General features: G+C 65.6%; 20 protein-coding genes. 14 read left to right on the top strand and 6 right to left on the bottom strand.

Annotated elements, in window-relative coordinates; translation table 11 throughout:
* The first annotated feature begins 4 nt into the window (after nt 1-4).
* From SLQ30_RS20425 to SLQ30_RS20435, 3 genes are read left to right on the top strand one after another with little or no spacing between them, the layout of a single operon-like run.
* Entirely contained in the window at nt 5-547 is a 543-nt protein-coding gene (locus tag SLQ30_RS20425) for a hypothetical protein (protein WP_319448167.1), read from the top strand.
* Nucleotides 548-566: 19 nt separating this feature from the next.
* Nucleotides 567-1,694, top strand: a complete 1,128-nt coding sequence (locus tag SLQ30_RS20430; RefSeq protein ID WP_319448166.1) for an NDMA-dependent alcohol dehydrogenase — start codon at nt 567-569, stop codon at nt 1,692-1,694.
* A gap of 33 nt (nt 1,695-1,727) precedes the next feature.
* Nucleotides 1,728-2,189 (top strand): hypothetical protein, encoded by a 462-nt coding sequence (locus SLQ30_RS20435; protein ID WP_319448165.1) that lies wholly within the window; start codon nt 1,728-1,730, stop codon nt 2,187-2,189.
* A 20-nt stretch (nt 2,190-2,209) separates the two neighbouring features.
* On the opposite strand, the gene SLQ30_RS20440 is transcribed toward SLQ30_RS20435, so the two are convergent.
* Genes SLQ30_RS20440 through SLQ30_RS20450 form a run of 3 tightly spaced genes read right to left on the bottom strand, consistent with a single transcriptional unit; the run spans nt 2,210 to nt 4,416 of the window.
* Nucleotides 2,210-3,001: a site-2 protease family protein gene (locus SLQ30_RS20440; RefSeq protein ID WP_319448164.1), complete on the bottom strand. Its 792-nt coding sequence runs from the start codon at nt 2,999-3,001 to the stop codon at nt 2,210-2,212.
* A gap of 16 nt (nt 3,002-3,017) precedes the next feature.
* Entirely contained in the window at nt 3,018-3,623 is a 606-nt protein-coding gene (locus SLQ30_RS20445) for a peptidase M50 (RefSeq protein ID WP_319448163.1), read from the bottom strand.
* Nucleotides 3,624-3,657: 34 nt separating this feature from the next.
* Nucleotides 3,658-4,416, bottom strand: a complete 759-nt coding sequence (locus tag SLQ30_RS20450; RefSeq protein WP_319448162.1) for a hypothetical protein — start codon at nt 4,414-4,416, stop codon at nt 3,658-3,660.
* Between the two features lie 273 nt (nt 4,417-4,689).
* Here SLQ30_RS20450 and SLQ30_RS20455 point away from each other — a divergent pair, with 273 nt between their 5' ends.
* The 4 genes from SLQ30_RS20455 (at nt 4,690) to SLQ30_RS20470 (ending at nt 8,159) form a co-directional block, all read left to right on the top strand.
* Complete coding sequence (locus SLQ30_RS20455; protein WP_319448161.1) at nt 4,690-5,985, top strand: adenylosuccinate synthase; 1,296 nt, start codon at nt 4,690-4,692, stop codon at nt 5,983-5,985.
* On the top strand, nt 5,982-6,617 hold the full coding sequence (locus SLQ30_RS20460; RefSeq protein WP_319448160.1) for a PaaI family thioesterase: 636 nt from the start codon (nt 5,982-5,984) through the stop codon (nt 6,615-6,617). The genes SLQ30_RS20455 and SLQ30_RS20460 overlap by 4 nt, the downstream gene beginning before the upstream one ends.
* A 19-nt stretch (nt 6,618-6,636) precedes the next feature.
* Entirely contained in the window at nt 6,637-7,326 is a 690-nt protein-coding gene (locus SLQ30_RS20465; protein WP_319448159.1) for a hypothetical protein, read from the top strand.
* A gap of 206 nt (nt 7,327-7,532) precedes the next feature.
* Nucleotides 7,533-8,159: an Ltp family lipoprotein gene (locus SLQ30_RS20470; protein ID WP_319458332.1), complete on the top strand. Its 627-nt coding sequence runs from the start codon at nt 7,533-7,535 to the stop codon at nt 8,157-8,159.
* A gap of 162 nt (nt 8,160-8,321) precedes the next feature.
* Here the strand turns inward: SLQ30_RS20470 and SLQ30_RS20475 are convergent, their stop codons facing one another.
* Together SLQ30_RS20475 and SLQ30_RS20480 are read right to left on the bottom strand one after the other, a co-directional pair.
* Entirely contained in the window at nt 8,322-8,510 is a 189-nt protein-coding gene (locus SLQ30_RS20475; RefSeq protein WP_319448158.1) for a ferredoxin, read from the bottom strand.
* Between the two features lie 2 nt (nt 8,511-8,512).
* Nucleotides 8,513-9,718 carry a cytochrome P450 gene (locus tag SLQ30_RS20480; protein ID WP_319448157.1) on the bottom strand — a complete coding sequence of 402 codons (1,206 nt, stop codon included), beginning with the start codon at nt 9,716-9,718 and terminating at the stop codon, nt 8,513-8,515.
* Nucleotides 9,719-9,911: 193 nt separating this feature from the next.
* Between SLQ30_RS20480 and SLQ30_RS20485 the strand changes: the two genes are divergently transcribed.
* Nucleotides 9,912-10,433, top strand: a complete 522-nt coding sequence (locus SLQ30_RS20485) for a MarR family winged helix-turn-helix transcriptional regulator (protein ID WP_319448156.1) — start codon at nt 9,912-9,914, stop codon at nt 10,431-10,433.
* Here the strand turns inward: SLQ30_RS20485 and SLQ30_RS20490 are convergent.
* A complete protein-coding gene (locus SLQ30_RS20490) occupies nt 10,420-12,012 on the bottom strand; it encodes a Na+/H+ antiporter (protein WP_319448155.1) in 1,593 nt (530 codons plus the stop codon). The genes SLQ30_RS20485 and SLQ30_RS20490 overlap by 14 nt on opposite strands.
* Nucleotides 12,013-12,103: 91 nt before the next feature.
* Here SLQ30_RS20490 and SLQ30_RS20495 point away from each other — a divergent pair, with 91 nt between their 5' ends.
* The 6 genes from SLQ30_RS20495 to SLQ30_RS20520 all read left to right on the top strand — a co-directional run bounded on the left by SLQ30_RS20495 (nt 12,104) and on the right by SLQ30_RS20520 (nt 16,281).
* Nucleotides 12,104-12,412: a UBP-type zinc finger domain-containing protein gene (locus SLQ30_RS20495; RefSeq protein ID WP_319448154.1), complete on the top strand. Its 309-nt coding sequence runs from the start codon at nt 12,104-12,106 to the stop codon at nt 12,410-12,412.
* 169 nt (nt 12,413-12,581) lie between these two features.
* Nucleotides 12,582-13,652: an ATP-grasp domain-containing protein gene (locus SLQ30_RS20500; RefSeq protein ID WP_319448302.1), complete on the top strand. Its 1,071-nt coding sequence runs from the start codon at nt 12,582-12,584 to the stop codon at nt 13,650-13,652.
* Nucleotides 13,649-14,101, top strand: a complete 453-nt coding sequence (locus tag SLQ30_RS20505; protein WP_319448153.1) for a lumazine-binding protein — start codon at nt 13,649-13,651, stop codon at nt 14,099-14,101. The genes SLQ30_RS20500 and SLQ30_RS20505 overlap by 4 nt, the downstream gene beginning before the upstream one ends.
* A 19-nt stretch (nt 14,102-14,120) precedes the next feature.
* Entirely contained in the window at nt 14,121-14,534 is a 414-nt protein-coding gene (locus SLQ30_RS20510; protein ID WP_319448152.1) for a rhodanese-like domain-containing protein, read from the top strand.
* 25 nt (nt 14,535-14,559) lie between these two features.
* Nucleotides 14,560-15,780 carry an O-succinylhomoserine sulfhydrylase gene (locus SLQ30_RS20515; RefSeq protein WP_319448151.1) on the top strand — a complete coding sequence of 407 codons (1,221 nt, stop codon included), beginning with the start codon at nt 14,560-14,562 and terminating at the stop codon, nt 15,778-15,780.
* A gap of 108 nt (nt 15,781-15,888) precedes the next feature.
* A complete protein-coding gene (locus SLQ30_RS20520) occupies nt 15,889-16,281 on the top strand; it encodes a hypothetical protein (protein WP_319448150.1) in 393 nt (130 codons plus the stop codon).
* Nucleotides 16,282-16,339 lie beyond the last annotated feature (58 nt).

Here is a 16,339-nt window from a genome sequence, read left to right on the forward strand (position 1 = left end):
GAGCATGATTCGGATCAACTGCGAGTTTTTGAACTCGATGCTGAGCCGCGCCATGGTAATCGTGGCTGCGACGGCGGTCGTGGCAGTGACATCGGCACCCAGCGCTCAGGCACGGCCGGGCGGTTCCCCGCTCAACGGGCGCTACCTGGCGACATCCAACGGTGATTGGGCCACCACCAACGACGTCTACCGCGACGAAACCACCGTCAGGCAGGTGTGGACGATTACGTCGTCGTGCGTCGATTCGACGAGTTGCACCGGTCAGGTCAGCAGCAGTGCCGGTTGGACCGCCGACCTCCGCTATGACGGCGCGTGGTGGGTCATCGAGCGCGTCGTCGACGGTTGGGAACCCTGCGCCGACGGCACGTCTGCACCTGGGGACCAGAAGTACCACTTCTGGGGCGTCGACCCCGCGGGTCAGACCGATGACACGAACACCACGTTGTTGGCGGGCAGCGACACCACCTTTGGCCGCAGCGGTGCCTGCGGCATCAACAAGCTACTCGTCATCACGCTGCCTATGCGGCTGCAACGAATCATTCAATAGCTCTAGAAAGGCGTTGTTGGTGAAGACGAAGGGTGCCCTGCTGTGGGGTTTCAACGAACCATGGTCGATCGAGGAGATCGAAATAGGTGACCCCCGTCGCGGCGAGGTGAAGATTCAACTCGAAGCTGCGGGCATGTGTCACTCCGACTATCACCTCATGACCGGTGGCATCCCGATGTTCGGCTTCCCGGTCCTCGGCGGCCACGAAGGCGCAGGCATCATCACCGAAGTCGGACGCGACGTGGAGGACCTTCGCGTCGGTGATCACGTCGTGCTGTCGTTCATTCCGTCCTGCGGGAAGTGCCCGTCGTGTCAGGCGGGCCTGCGCAATCTGTGCGATCTCGGTGCGGGGCTGCTCGGTGGAGCGTCGGTGTCGGACGGGTCATTCCGGGTTCAGGCTCGCGGTCAGGACGTCTACCCGATGTCGCTGCTGGGCACATTCTCGCCCTACCTGGTGGTGCACCAGACCTCGGTGGTGAAGATCGATCCGGCGATCCCGTTCGAGGTGGCCTGCCTGGTCGGTTGCGGCGTCACGACGGGCTGGGGGTCGGCCACCCGCACCGCAGCGGTCAGGCCAGGTGAGGACGTCGCGGTGATCGGGTTGGGTGGCGTGGGTATGTCCGCGCTTCAGGGGGCGGCCAATGCGGGAGCGCGGTATCTGTTCGCGATCGAACCGATGGAGTGGAAACGCGAGGCCGCCAAGAAGTTCGGTGCCACCCATGTCTACGAGTCGATCGAGGCCGCGACCGCGGGCGTGGCCGAGGTCACCGCAGGCGGCATGTGCAAGAAGGTGATCGTCACGGTCGGCGAGGTGGACGGACACGACGTCGACAAGTGGATGGGGATCACCGCCAAGTCCGGGCTCTGCGTGCTGACTGCCGTCGGGAAGCTGCTCGACACCGAGGTGACGCTCAATCTGGCGATGCTTACCCTGATGCAAAAGGGGCTGCAGGGCAACATCTTCGGCGGCGGCAACCCGCAATACGACATCCCGCAACTGCTGTCCATGTACAAGGTCGGTCGGCTCAACATCGACGACATGATCACCAATACCTACTCGTTGGAGCAGATCAATGACGGCTACCGCGACATGGTCGACGGCAAGAACATTCGCGGCGTCATCCGGTACACGGACGCCGACCGCTAGTCGGGACGAGCGAGTGGTTTCATGAAGTGTTCAATGGCGCAGTCCCTTGTCGGCGCATTCACCACCACGCTCGCCGCGCTCGCGACGGTGATCGCTCCCGTCGCCAACGCCGTCTTCAACCCGATAGGAAATTTCGATCTGATCATTCCGGACAGGACGGACTTCCACACCTGGGTTTGGATGGTCAGCGCGTGCGGCAGCGACGCAGCACCGGTACCAGCCTGCATTCAGGTGACCGGGATCGCGAGACCAAATGCGAAGGCGTTCAACTACACCGGCGACGCCAATCTCGTCGGTGGGCGCTACACGCTCACCGTCGACGACCCCTTCGGGCTTCGTTGCGGGAACGTCTATTACGGTCCCACCGCGCCGACCCACGACGTCTACTCATGGGACGCAACAACGTTGTCCGGCACGCTGGTCTCCTCGTTCGAGGCGGGGTGCGACGGGGTTCCGGGAACGTTCACGTATCCGATCGCGCTGGTGCGGCTGTGAGCAGACGGAATCGAACCCCGCTACAACCAGGCCGACCAGAACCGGGTCAGCGAGTTGCCCCAGGCGACCAGTTGCTCGTCGACCCCGGTGAGTCCGACGAGCGACATCACCCCGCCGAAGAACCATTGGTTGAACAGCGGGATGAAGAGCAGCAGCAGAAACACCAGCAGTCCCCATTGCTTGATCGGCTGTAGTTTCAGCTGAAGCTCCCGGCTGAGGTGTGGCTCCAGCGCGCTGTATCCGTCCAACCCGGGCACCGGTACCAGGTTGAGCACCAAGGCCGTCACCTGCAGGAAGCCCAGGAACGCCATTGCGGCCCAGAACACGACATGTGTGAAGTCGAAGAACAGGGCCGTGATCGTCAGCAACACCACTGCGAGTACGGCGTTCGCCAGCGGTCCGGCGAGGCTGACGCGTGTCTTCTGCGCCGCCGTCATTCCGGCGGTGTTCAGGTAGACCGCGCCTCCGGGGAATCCAATGCCACCCAGCGCGATGAAGAGCACCGGCAGCCCAAGGGACAGCATCGGATTCGAGTACTTCAGCGGATTCAGCGTCAGATACCCGCGCACGGCGACGTCGCGGTCGCCGAACCGCCATGCCGTGTACGCGTGGCCGAATTCGTGCAGGGACAACGACACCAACCAGCCGAAGATGACGAAGATGAACACCCCGACGTAGGCCAGCACTGGCGGACGACCGTCAGGTGGTAGCGGGGTTAGCCAGGCCAGCGCCCCGCCAGCAACCGTGATGGCGACGATCACCAGGAAGACCGGGCTGGGACGCACCGATTGGCGCAGCGGACGGATGTTCACGATTCGACGCTACCTTTCACCGGACGGCTAACCAGCCCTGCGTGTGGCGGTAGAAGGTCGACCGCTTGACGGGGCGCTCGGCAGCCACCCCGTCGCGGACCACGATGGCGCCCGTCGTACCGAGTTGCGCAGCACGGCCGGCCACCCAGCGTCGGGGCCGTCCGCGTCGCGTCAAGACTGCAGCACGCAAGCCGGGCATCGTGGCCGTCGGTTCGATCCGAACCCCTGCCACGTCGCCGTCGAACAACACGCTGTCGTCGACCACCGCTTCACCGTGCAGCGCCGACCCGTCGGTTCCCGACCACTCCGCGCTACCGGCCAGCACGGCGCCCGTCTCGTCGCGGATCAGGGGCACGCGCCGCGCCACTCCGGTGCGAGCTCTTCGGGCGCGCCGCTGCTGTGGCGCGAAACCGACTTCTACGTCCAGCTTTTCGGACCGCAACAGCCGGGTCAACACGGCCGCCAGGTCATTCTGCGAACCGAGCACGATGACCCGGCGAACCTCGCGGACGGCGTCGTCGATGTCGGATGCCTCCGAGATCGTGACGACCGGAAGCCCGTCGAGTGGACGCGCCACCCGACGGGCTCCGAATCGCAACACGACGACACTGGCCCCGGCCACGTCGCGATGTTAACTGTTCCTACTAGCGCGCAGCCTAATTCGTCGGCGGCAGGATGATGGTCTGTCCGCCTTGGTCGGCCACGGTCTGCGGTTCGTGGTAGTCGTTGCCGTTGATGATCAGTGTGTTGCCGTTCGACGTGTGGCCGACCTTGCTTCCCGCGCGACCGCTGTTCGAATTGCCGTTGATCTTCACGGTGTTGTTGCTTCCGTAGCCCGAGAGCGCACCGTTGCCGGTGCCCTTGACGATGGCGGTGTCGTTGTCGCCCGTTCCGACGTTCACCGAGTTGTTGCCACCGCTTACCTTCACGGTGTTGTTGTTGCCGACGCCCGCGTTTCCGTGGCTGTGGCCGCAGACGATGCCCTTCGGGCAGGCGCCGTTCACCTGCGCGCTGTTGTTGTTCCCGCCGTAGGCGCCGGCGTCGGCGTTGTTGTAGGCCTTCGCGGTGTTGTTGTTGCCGTCGCCCGCGTAGGCGGTGCCCTGGTTGATGGCGATCGCCTTGTTCTTGCTGCCGTTTACGGCCTGTGCGGTGCTGTTGTTAATCGCGATCGCGAGGTTGTGGCTACCGGTGGCAGTCGCTTGGCTGCCGTTGATCGCGACGGCGATGCTGTGGCTGCCCGCGGTGGTGGACGCCGAGCTGTTGCCGAAGCCGACGGTGTGGCCGTTCACCGAGATCGAAGCACCACCGACGGACGACGTCGAGGTCGGGGCGGCCGCCGCGTTGGGGGCGCTTACGCCGAGCGCAAGCAACGGTGCGCTTGCACCGATGGTCAACATCAAGACAGATTTCTTCACAGGAACTCCCGTTCGCGAACCGCGGTCGACGCGGAGTTTGTCGACTCTGTTGGCATCATCTGCGCCAACGAGGGCCGGGTATCCGGGGCCGAACTACCTCTTTTTTTCCCGCCTGCGCTAGTCCGACTACTCGATTTCGCGTCAGCCGGGCGCGCGACTACCTAGCCCCGCGCCCGGCGACAGTCCGGGCGGTTGACGCTCGATGCGAACGGATGGGGGTGAGGTCAGATAGGGTGGCTCACCGGCTGCATCACTTTAAGCGGGAGAAATGCCATGCCGGCAATCGTGCTCATCGGCGCTCAGTGGGGCGACGAGGGCAAGGGGAAAGCCACCGATCTACTCGGTGGACGCGTCCAATGGGTCGTGCGCTACCAGGGCGGCAACAATGCCGGCCATACGGTCGTGCTGCCCAATGGCGAGAACTTCGCCCTTCACCTCATTCCTTCGGGCATTCTGACGCCCGGCGTCACCAACGTCATCGGCAACGGCGTCGTCGTCGACCCTGGGGTGTTGCTCACCGAGCTCAAGGGTCTCGACGAGCGCGGCGTTGATACCTCGCGCCTGCTGATCTCGGCCGATGCGCACCTGCTGATGCCGTATCACGTGGCCATCGACAAGGTCACCGAGCGCTACATGGGCAGCAGGAAGATCGGTACCACCGGGCGCGGTATCGGACCCTGCTACCAGGACAAAATCGCGCGCATCGGGATTCGCGTCGCGGATGTGCTGGATCCCGAGTCGTTGGCCCAAAAGGTCGAGGCCGCACTGGAGTTCAAGAACCAGGTGCTCGTCAAGATCTACAACCGCAAGGCGTTGGACGCCGACGAGGTGGTGGCCAGCCTGCTGGAACAGGCCGAGGGCTTCAAGCACCGCATCGCCGATGCCCGACTGCTGCTCAATCAGGCGCTCGAGGCCGGTGACACGGTGCTGCTGGAGGGTTCACAGGGCACGCTGCTCGACGTCGACCACGGCACCTATCCCTTCGTGACGTCATCGAATCCGACGGCGGGCGGGGCGGCGGTGGGCTCCGGGATCGGGCCCACCCGCATCACCACCGTGCTCGGCATCCTCAAGGCGTACACCACCCGCGTCGGCTCGGGCCCGTTCCCGACCGAGCTCTTCGACGAGTTCGGCGCGTACCTGTCCAAGACCGGCGGGGAGGTCGGCGTCACCACCGGACGCGCCCGCCGCTGCGGATGGTTCGACGCCGTCATCGCCCGCTACGCCACGCGCGTCAACGGAATCACCGACTACTTCCTCACCAAGCTCGACGTGCTGTCGAGCCTGGAGACCGTGCCGGTGTGCGTCGGCTACACCGTCGACGGCAAGCGCACCGACGAGATGCCGATGACGCAGGGCGACATCGCGCGCGCCCAGCCCATCTACGAGGAACTGCCAGGGTGGTGGGAGGACATTAGTTCGTGCCGCACCTTCGACGACCTGCCCGCCAAGGCGCGCGACTACGTGCTGAGGCTCGAAGAGCTTGCCGGCGCACATGTTTCGTGCATCGGTGTGGGCCCGGGTCGCGATCAGACGATCGTGCGGCGCGACATCCTGGCACCCAAGTGACAGACGATCCCACGGCTGTCGACCCCGACTACGACAGGCACGGCGGCTTCCCGCTGTTCGAACCGGCGCAGCCTGGACCGGGGTTTGCGCCCTTCATCGCGTCGATGCGCAGGCTGCAGGATCTCGCGGTGTCCGCCGACCCCGACAGCGACACCTGGGTCGAGGCGGCGGCGCGTGTAGCGGAACTCGTCGCACTGTTGGAGCCGTACCAGGCCGGCGAGGGCGTGGGGCCTGCCAGCCGCATGCCGTCGATGCCGGGCGGCGGCAACCTCTTGATGCCACCCTTCACCGTGGGCAGGCTGGATGCCGACGGCGTCGAGTTGAAGGTGCAGTTCAGCCGCTACCACGTCGGCGGCAACAATGCCGTGCACGGCGGCGTGCTGCCACTGCTGTTCGACTCGGTGTTCGGCATGGTCATCCACGGCGCGGGCCGTCCGATCAGCCGCACCGGCTTCCTGCACGTCGACTACCGCAAGGTCACCCCGATCGATACGCCGCTGACCGCGACCGGTTGGATCCGGGAGACCGAGGGGCGCAAGGCGTTCGTCAACGCCGAACTGCGCGACCCGGACGACAACTTGCTGGCTGAGGCCAACGGCCTGATGATCCGGTTGCTGCCCGGCCAGCCCTGACTGGGAGTTCAATGGCTCCATGCCTGAACATCCCGCGCAGCGTCACCTCCGCATCCTGTCGACGCCTCGTGCGGCGGCCTTCGCGGGCGTGCTCTTCGCGATCCTGTTCGGCGTCGCGCTGTACCTGATCCGTTCGGCGCTGCCCGAGGGCGGTGCACCGGGGTCGCAGTGGGTGGACGGCGCGGCGGGCAGGATCAAGGTCGCGTCGCTCCTGATGCCGTTCTCCGGCATCGCGTTCCTCTGGTTCATCGGCGTGGTGCGCGACGGTTTCGGCAAGTTCGAGGACAAGTTCTTCTCGACGGTGTTCATCGGCAGCGGCCTGTTGTTCCTGGCGATGATCTTCGCGTCGTCGGCCGTCGGCGCCGGGTTGATCGCCAGCAGAAAGTTCGCCACCGACACCGCCGCTCGCACCGCGGTCTCGGCGTTCGGTCAGGCCATGCTGCTCTCGCTGAGCAACACCTACGCGTTACGCATGGCGGGGGTGTTCATGATCTCGCTCGGCACCATCTGGCTCAAGACCCGGCTGATGCCGACCTGGTTGGTAGTGGTGACTTACCTTGTCGCACTTGGCCTTCTGGTTGCCAGCGACCTCAACACGTGGGTGGTGCTGACCTTTCCAGTGTGGGTGCTGGTGGTCAGTCTGCTGGTCCTGGTGCGGGCCGGGGTCATCGACCTGCACCACGACGACGATGAACCAGCGAAACCCTAGCGACCGAATGCCGAAATACGTTCTGCTGAAGGCGCGTATCCACATTCCGTTGATCGCCAACAGATCTGGCATTCAGGACGACCTTGAACGAGATGTCGGGTGAGGGCTAGCGACAGCCCGGTGGGGATCTTCCGCGCCTTGTCGGAACCTGTGGCTATGCTGACGCCCGCCTGTATGTATGACCGCTAAACAGAAACGGGGCCTTTGTGACGCAGCCAAGAGCGGGTTGGTATCCCGATCCATCCGACCCGAGTCGCCAAAGGTACTTCGACGGGCAGGCGTGGACCGAGAACTACGCTCCATTCGCTGCAGCGACATCTGGCATTGGCCAACCGGCGAAGCCGGGCATGTCCACAGGGAAGAAGATCGGACTCGGAGTAGGAGCCGCAGTCGTGGCGTTGATCGCCCTCGGCTCCATCGGAGACAGCGACAAAACCTCGTCTACGTCTTCTAGTACCGCCAGCACGAGTAGGACTTTCGCGGCTGCTTCAACGACACCAGAACCCCCTCGCACTCCTGAGCCCAACTTCACCTCCGCCCAGAAGAACGCAATCAAGAGCGCCAAGAGCTACCTGGACTACACCTCGTTCTCCAAGCAAGGGCTGATCAAACAACTGCAGTCCGAGGACTTCAGCGAGGCAGACGCCGCATTCGCGGTTGAGAACATCGAGACCAATAGCGGGGTGAACTGGAGTGAGCAGGCGGTGAAGAGCGCCAAGAGCTACCTGGACTACACCTCGTTTTCCCTTTCGGGGTTGGTTGACCAACTGAAGTCTGAGGGATTCACCCCGAGCGAGGCTGAGTACGGTGCCAACACGGCCTACGACAGCTGAATGAAGGTGTAGTAGTACCTGATCGCCGATGTCCCGGAGGACCGCCGTATGACGGCCCCCTAGGGGCATTTGCCAGGTGGCGTCGTACAGACGGATGCCTGTGCCTTGAAGATCGCCGAGGCGCACGGGTTCAGGTTGACGATGCTGGCCCCGACGACGAACTCAGGTCAGGTGCAGCACCGACGCCGGACAAGTCTTGACGGCCTCGCGGGCGTGGTCTTCCTCGGCTTCGGGCACGTCCTCGGTGAGCAGCACCACGACACCGTCGTCGTCCTGATCGAACAACGCGTCCGAAATCATCACGCAGTTGCCTGACGCGATGCAGTCGTCGCGATCCGCACTGAGCTTCATCATCACCACCTAACCAACAATGACCGTAACCCGTAAATGAAGTGAAACGACCGGAACGCGACGTCTTCGAAGTCCTCGGCGAGTGCCAGGTTCGGGAACCGGCGAAACAGCGCGGGCCACGCAATGCGCATCTCCATGCGGGCGAGCGGCGCACCGAGACAGTGGTGCACGCCGTGACCGAATGCCAGATGCCCTGGCGCGCCGCGTCTGACGTCCAACACCTCGGGCGCATCGGTGAACGCCGGATCGCGATTGCCCGCGGGTAGCGACGCGAAGACGAGTTGGCCCGCCGGGATGGTCACGCCGGCGAGCTCGACCTCGGCGGTAGTGATGCGCGGGATCGACGTCTGCACGATCGACAGCCAACGCAGCAGTTCCTCGACGGCCGGGCCGACCGCGTCCGGATCGTCCCTGATCACGGCCAGCTGGTCGGGGTGCCGCAGCAGTGCGAGCGTGCCGAGCCCGAGCATGTTCGACGTGGTCTCGTGGCCGGCCAAGAGCAGCAGTCCGGCGATGCCGACGAGCTCGTCGTCGGTCAGTTCGGCACCGTGCTCGCGGATCAGCATGCCGAGGATGTCCTCGCCGGGTGTGGTGCGGGCGCGCTCCACCAGCGACCGCATGTACTCCCGGCTCCTGCGCTGCATCTCCATGCGCTCGGGGATCGGCAGCGAAAGGTCGAGCTGGCGCCCGGAACGCTTCTGGAAGTCTTCCCGATCCTCGTAGGGCACCCCGAGAAGCTCGCAGATCACCAGCGACGGGATCGGCAGGGCGAACGACTCGACCAGGTCGGCAGGTGCACCCGCGGCCTCCATCGCGTCGAGGTGTTCGGTGACGATCTCGACGATGCGAGGCTCCAGCCGCTTCATCCGGCGGATGGTGAACTCCGGAGTGAGCATGCGGCGCAGTCGTTGATGCTCAGGCGGGTCGAGCCCCAACAGGTTGCCCGCCCTGGCGCTGGCCTGTTCCTCCTCGGGCATCGCGGGGGCGCCGGGTAGTACGAAACCGGGTGGGCGCGAATTGGCGAAGTGCGCATGATCGGAAAGCATCGCCTTGACGTCGTCGTGGCGGGTGACCAGATAGACCTGCATGCCGAAGGCGTTGACGACGGGCTTGACCCCGACGCCAGCCCGGATCTCCCCGAGTTCGGGGATCGGGTCGAAGGCGTTGCGCCGCATGTGTACCGGTGGCAGCGCGGGAGCTTGGGTCATCTGTTCGACGGTACCGACGGTTTCGACGGGCGGCACCGCCCAAGCCCACCGCGCCAGAAAGTTCGCGATCAGCTGATTGACGGTGGCGGGATCCTCCCCGAACCACTTTGTTCGGTTATTGAAAAGTTCGTGCATGGACCCCGTCGAAATCGACTTAGACTGTGGACACACCTGTGGCCAAAGGAAAACGCCAATGACGTCCGATCGGACCGATACCGTTGACTCCCGGGCGCAGCTCGAACGTCGGATGGGGGCCGACCTTCGGGAATTGACGTCCGAATCGGACTGGATTTCCCGTAGTTTCGCCGAACAGAACCATGTGTCCGCCAACGAGTTTCGCGCACTGCTCTTCGTCATGCTCGCCGAACGGACGGGCGTCCATCTCTCGGCTGGCGATTTGCGCAAGCAGATGGGTTTGTCAGGGGCCGCCATCACCTATCTCGTCGAGCGCATGACGGACAACGGACACTTGCGGCGGGAGACGGATCCCAGCGACCGTCGGAAGGTCATCCTCCGCTACGGCCAGCACGGCATGTCCGTCGCCATGGAGTTCTTCAGCAAACTGTTGAAGCACAACGAACAGGCCATGGCGCACTTGCCGGACGAGGACCTCGAGGCAGCCCATCGGGTGTTCGGCGCGATGATCACCGCCATGCGCAGTTTCCGGGAAGACCTGGCCGCCGCACCGACCGACACGGACGTCAATCGCGGTTGAGCGTCGCCTCTTCGAGATCGAGGCCGTGCAGCACCGACCGTAGCACCTCGTCGCTGATCCGACCCGCGTCGCGTTCGGCGATGAACGATTCCCGTTCGGCCGCAAGCATTTCCAGTCGCAGTCGTTTAAAGGCCGCCGATGGGGCCTCGCCGATCTCGTCGGGTCCGCGGCCGAGGCTCTCCCACGCGGAGCGTTGCCTGCGGTCGTTCCAGCCGCGCAGGATGTCCGCGGCATCGTGGACCCGGGAGCCCGGCCGTTGGTCGGCGAGGATCTCGTCGAGTCGGGCAGCAGCGGCACTGGCGGCCTTGGTCTGCGCGGCTGCCCTTTGCAATGCGTCCCGCTGGTCGTCGTCGCTTTCCACGTCGAGCACCTTGATCAGCCAGGGCAGGGTCAAACCGTGAAGCAGCAGCGTCCCGACGACCACGACGAACGTCAGGAAGACGAGCTGCGGGCGCCCTGGAAACTCAGCACCCGAGCCCGTCGTCAGCGGGACGGCGAACGCGGCGGCCAACGACACCACGCCGCGCATCCCCGCCCAGGCGACGATGAAGACCTCCGACTTGGTGGGCTCCCGCGGTTCGCGCTCGCGGACTCGGGCCGACAGCATGCGCGGCAGATAGGCGAACGCGTACACCCACACCAGGCGCACCACGATCACGGTCGCCAACACCGACACCGACGCGATGGCCAGCGTTGATGCCCTGATGCCGGCGAGCTCGCCGACGACCGTCGGCAGTTGCAGCCCGATCAGCAGGAAGGCGAACGACTCGAGCACCAGCTGAACGGCCTTCCACACCGCGGTGTCCTGCAGTCGGGTGGCGTAGCCGGCGTGCGCCGAGCGCTGTCCGAGGATGAGCGCAGCCACCACGACGGCGATGACGCCCGAGCCGTGGACCTCTTCGGCGACGAAGTAAATGACGAACGGGGCGACCAGACCAATCGCGCTTTCGACCATCGGGTCGTCGAGCCACCTCCTGACCGCGACGATCAGCTGTCCGAGTAGCCCCCCGACGACCGCGCCGCCCGCGGCCGCCAGCACGAACGTGCCGAGTCCCGACTCCCAGGTGGCCGCGGTGCCGACCGCCGCCGCGAGCGCGACCTTGTAGGCCGTGAGGGCCGTCGCGTCGTTCAGCAGGCTCTCGCCGCCGAGCAAGGTCATGATCTCGCGCGGCAGTCCGAGCCTGCGTCCGATCGCCGCCGCGGACACCGCGTCGGGCGGCGCGACGATCGCGCCCAGCGTCAGTGCCGCGGCGATCGTCAGCTCGGGCACCGTGTGGAACGCGACAACCCCGACCGCAAACGTGGTCGCCAAGGGCAGCCCGACCGCGAGCAGCCCGATGGGCCGCATGTTCCTGCGCAGGTCCACGTAGCTGCTCTCCAGCCCGGCCGACCAGAGCAGCGGCGGAAGGATGACGAACAAGACCAGTTCGGGTTCGAGCTCGATGCCGCGCAGGCCGGGAATCAGGCCGGCCAGAAGCCCGGCGACGACGAGCGCCAGCGGCGAGGACACGTCGTAACGTCGCGCCACCCCGGCCAACAACACCGAGATCACCAGGACCACGAGTAGTGGGGCACCCACGTTCGGAACCTCCCTGTCTTATGTCGACCTGCCGTCGGGTAGTTCAGACCTGCCGTTGGACAAACAGGAACCGTCCCTATCCTTGAACAGCATGCGTAGGAGAACGCGACGGCGCGATGTGAATTCCTCGCCCCAGACTTGCGAGCACCTGGCCGCTGCCGTCGATGCCGCCGAGCCGGAGGCTCTGACGCCGGGGCGTTGCGCTGAATGTGCCGAGCACGGCGACGATACCTGGGCGCACCTGCGCATGTGCCTCACGTGCGGCCACGTCGGCTGTTGCGACTCCAGCCCGCACCAGCACGCAGGAGCTCACTTCCGCCAAACCGGACACGCAGTGATGCGTTCGGTGGAGCCGGGGGAGAACTGGCGGTGGTGCTATGTCGACATCCAGTTGGGCTGATCGTCTGGCAGGGTGGTCGGCGATGAGTGAAACAGCCGGCGGGCATGAGCGCAGCGAGTCGGGGGACGTGCTGGGCGGGCAAGAGCGCAGCGACTTGGGGGATGTGCTGCCGGGCAGGCACGAGCGCAGCGACTTGGGAAAGACGCCCTCGCGCAGCGAAATCAAGGTCATGCTGCTCGGCTCGGGTGACGAGGGCCGCGAACTCGAGTCGGCGTTCGAGCGCCTCGGGGCCGAGGTGATCGCCGTCGCACACTGGGCGCACGCCGAGCATCTCATCGAGCTGTTCTCCGAGCACGCACCAGGCTTCGTCGTCGCGACGTCCGCGGACGTACCCCCCGAGGCGCTGATCGCCGCCGCAGAGCTTTCCGGCGTCGAGGTGTTCCCGGCTCCTCGCGCCATGCGACTCAGCCTCGATCGGGAGGGCTTGCGCACGCTCGCAGCCGACGAACTGGGGCTGCCGACGGTGCCGTTCTGGTTCGCTTCGTCGGAAGCCGAACTCGATGCCATCGCCGAGCACGCCGGCTTCCCGCTGGCCGTCACGCCGCTGAGCGCCGCACAGTCCGACGGCCGGTCGGTCATGCTGCGGACCGAGGACGTCGAACCCGCGTGGCGGATCGCCACCAACGCGCCGTCGGTGGCGGGCCCGCGCGTCATGGCCGAGACCCTCGTCGACGTCGATGAAGAGCTCACCCTGCTCACGGTGCGGACCACCGGCCAGGCGGGTCCGGCGGTGCACTTCTGCGAACCGATCGGCCACCGTGAGCACAGCGAGGGCCCGTTGGAGGCGTGGCAGCCACAGCCCTTGCCTCCTGCGGCGCTTGACGCCGCGCGTTCGATCGCCGCCCGCATCGCCAATTCGCTCGGCGGGCGCGGGGTCTTCAGCGTCGAACTCTTGGTGCGTGACGACGAGGTCTACTTCTCGACCGTGAACGTGCTGACCGGTGACACGGGCTTGGTGACGCTGCGGTCGCAACGCCTTTCGCAGTTCGAACTGCACGCCAGGGGGATCCTCGGGTTGCCGTTGGACACCATCATGATCTCGCCCGCCGCCGCCGAGGTGAGTGAGGCCACCGACTCGTCGGTGTCGGTGCCCGTGTTGGCCGAGGCGCTGTCGATCCCCGAGGCCGACGTGCGCCGCGTCGGCGGTTCGGCGGTCGCGCTGGCCTCGGCGCCCGACGTCGTTCGGGCGCGGGACAGGGCACATCGCTTGGCGGTCGCGCTGTCCAATCCCCGATCGTGACCGGCTCCGAGGCATCGGATGCGTCCGAGCTCCCTGAGGACCGGCCCACGATGGCACCGTTTGTCGGGGCGCTGGCAATCATCTTGCTCGTCGTGATCGGAATAGTCGCGTTCAATGTCTTCGGCAGTTCGGATACGACCCCCGACCAGCAGCTGAGGGGCGCCGTCGTCGGCCAGAACGACGCGCTGCAGCGCCAGGACTACGGCGATTTCCGTGACTTCACCTGCCGTGCCGAGCAACGAAACGAAGCGGATGTCCTTGCTGGTCAGCGTGATTCGCTCGCCAAGGGCGGCGAGCGCTACGTCGACGAAGTGTCCAACCTCCGGATCGCCGGAGACCGGGCGACCGCGAAGGTCACCTACCACTTCAAGAAGACGCCGGACACGACGTCGAGCGCCGAGGTGACCCTGCTCCGGGAGGACGGGGCGTGGAAGGTTTGCAGCAGGTAGTTATGGGAGACTCGCGGTCGTGAGCTATGCCGGAGACATCACCCCCGAAGCGGCGTGGAAACTGCTGAACGACGACCCTGACGCCGTGCTGGTGGACTGCCGAACGGCGGCCGAATGGCGCTGGGTCGGCGTGGCCGACGTCTCAAGCCTCGGGCGTGACGTGGTCTTCGTCGAATGGAACGCCTCCGACGGCACCCACAACGACGGCTTCGTCGACGACCTGGTCGCGGCAGGCGTCACACCCGGTGAGCGGCCAGTGGTCTTCCTGTGTCGTTCGGGCAACAGGTCCATCGGAGCCGCCGAAGCCGCGACCGAGGCAGGCATCGCTCCGTCCTACAACGTGCTCGATGGATTCGAGGGCAACCTCGACGACCAGCGGCACCGCGGCGGCACCGGATGGCGGGCCGTCGGACTTCCGTGGACGCAATCATGACCATCCCGTGGACGCGAGGCGCAAAATGAGTCCCGATCAACCGGTCCCGTCCGTCCGCATCCCGAAGCCGCTACCGGAGGGCGTCAGCCAGGCCACCATCGGCGTGCGCGGCGGGCTGCTGCGCTCCGGCTTCGAGGAGACAGCCGAGGCGTTGTACCTGACGTCGGGATACGTCTACTCCTCGGCGTCGGAGGCCGAGAAGGCCTTCACCGGAGACATCGACCGCTACGTCTACTCGCGGTACGGCAATCCGACCATCACGATGTTCGAGGAGCGACTGCGGCTCATCGAGGGTGCCCCCGCGTGCTTTGCGACGGCCACCGGGATGGCCGCGGTGTTCACGTCGCTTGGGGCGCTGCTCGGGGCAGGCGACCGGCTGGTGGCCGCCCGCAGCCTGTTCGGATCCTGCTTCGTGGTGTGCAACGAGATCCTGCCACGGTGGGGCATCGAGACGGTCTTCGTCGACGGCGAGGACCTCGCCCAGTGGGAAGAGGCGTTGTCGGTGCCGACGACGGCGGTGTTCTTCGAGACGCCGTCCAACCCGATGCAATCTTTGGTCGACATCGCCGCGGTGTGCGACCTGGCTCACGCCGCGGGCGCAAAAGTTGTGCTGGACAACGTCTTTGCCACCCCACTGCTGCAGCAGGGGCTCCCGCTGGGCGCCGACGTCGTGGTGTACTCGGGAACCAAGCACATCGACGGCCAGGGCCGCGTGCTCGGCGGGGCGATCCTTGGCGACAAGGAGTACATCGACGGACCCGTGCAGAAGCTCATGCGGCACACCGGTCCGGCGATCAGCGCCTTCAACGCGTGGACGATGTTGAAGGGCCTCGAGACCCTGGCCGTCCGCGTGGACTACTCCAATGCGTCCGCGCACCGGGTCGCGGAGTTCCTCGAGGGCCATCCGTCGGTGTCGTGGGTGAAGTACCCGTTCTTAGAGTCGCATCCGCAGTACGACCTGGCGAAGCGTCAGATGCGCGGCGGCGGAACGGTCGTCACGTTCGAGTTGGACGGTGGCACGAAGGAGCGGGCGTTCGAGGTGCTCGACAAGCTCGAGGTCATCGACATCTCCAACAACCTCGGCGACGCGAAATCCTTGATCACGCACCCGGCCACCACGACGCACCGCGCCATGGGTCCGGAGGGGCGAGCGTCGATTGGCTTGGGCGACGGCGTAGTTCGGATCTCGATTGGGCTGGAAGGCACCCAGGATCTGATCGCGGACCTGGACCGCGCGCTGAGCTAGCGTTCATGCGCCGAACGTGCGCCGGTGGCGGCGTTTCTCGCGGGGATTCAAGCGCGACATTTTCCGCCATGGACGCACAGTCAGCGCGAGCCGTCGTAGCATCTGACCGTGTCCAAGTCGACGGCAGCAAAGAAGGCGCGGCGTAAACGGCGGATCTCCGCGAAAAACGATCGCTGGCTGCCCGATGACGTCCAGGCCGACGTCAAGGGCGTCGCGCTGATCGCAAACCAGATCGTCGGGCGGGGTTGGGAATTCGATCAGGACTACTCGAACGAGAAGTTCATCACCTGGTACTACCCGCCGTCGGCGGCCGAGGTCTCCGACGAGTCCGTCGAGCCGGTCAGTCGGATCTGGGTAACCGATCCCGCCGAACCGCATGTGATCCTCGTTGGTTCCAGCGAGGTGGGCGCGGACTACACCTTCACCGTCGACGATCTGGTGGCGCGACTCGACGTGATCGAGGCGTATCGGATTGGCGATCCAGCGCCGAACTTCGGTTAGCTAGTGGCGGCCTGGCGATTTGCCTGTTGTTTGGCTGCCCTATTCCTGTGACGCGGCT

Source organism: Mycobacterium sp. RTGN4 (genome assembly GCF_033804635.1).
Lineage (GTDB): Bacteria > Actinomycetota > Actinomycetes > Mycobacteriales > Mycobacteriaceae > Mycobacterium.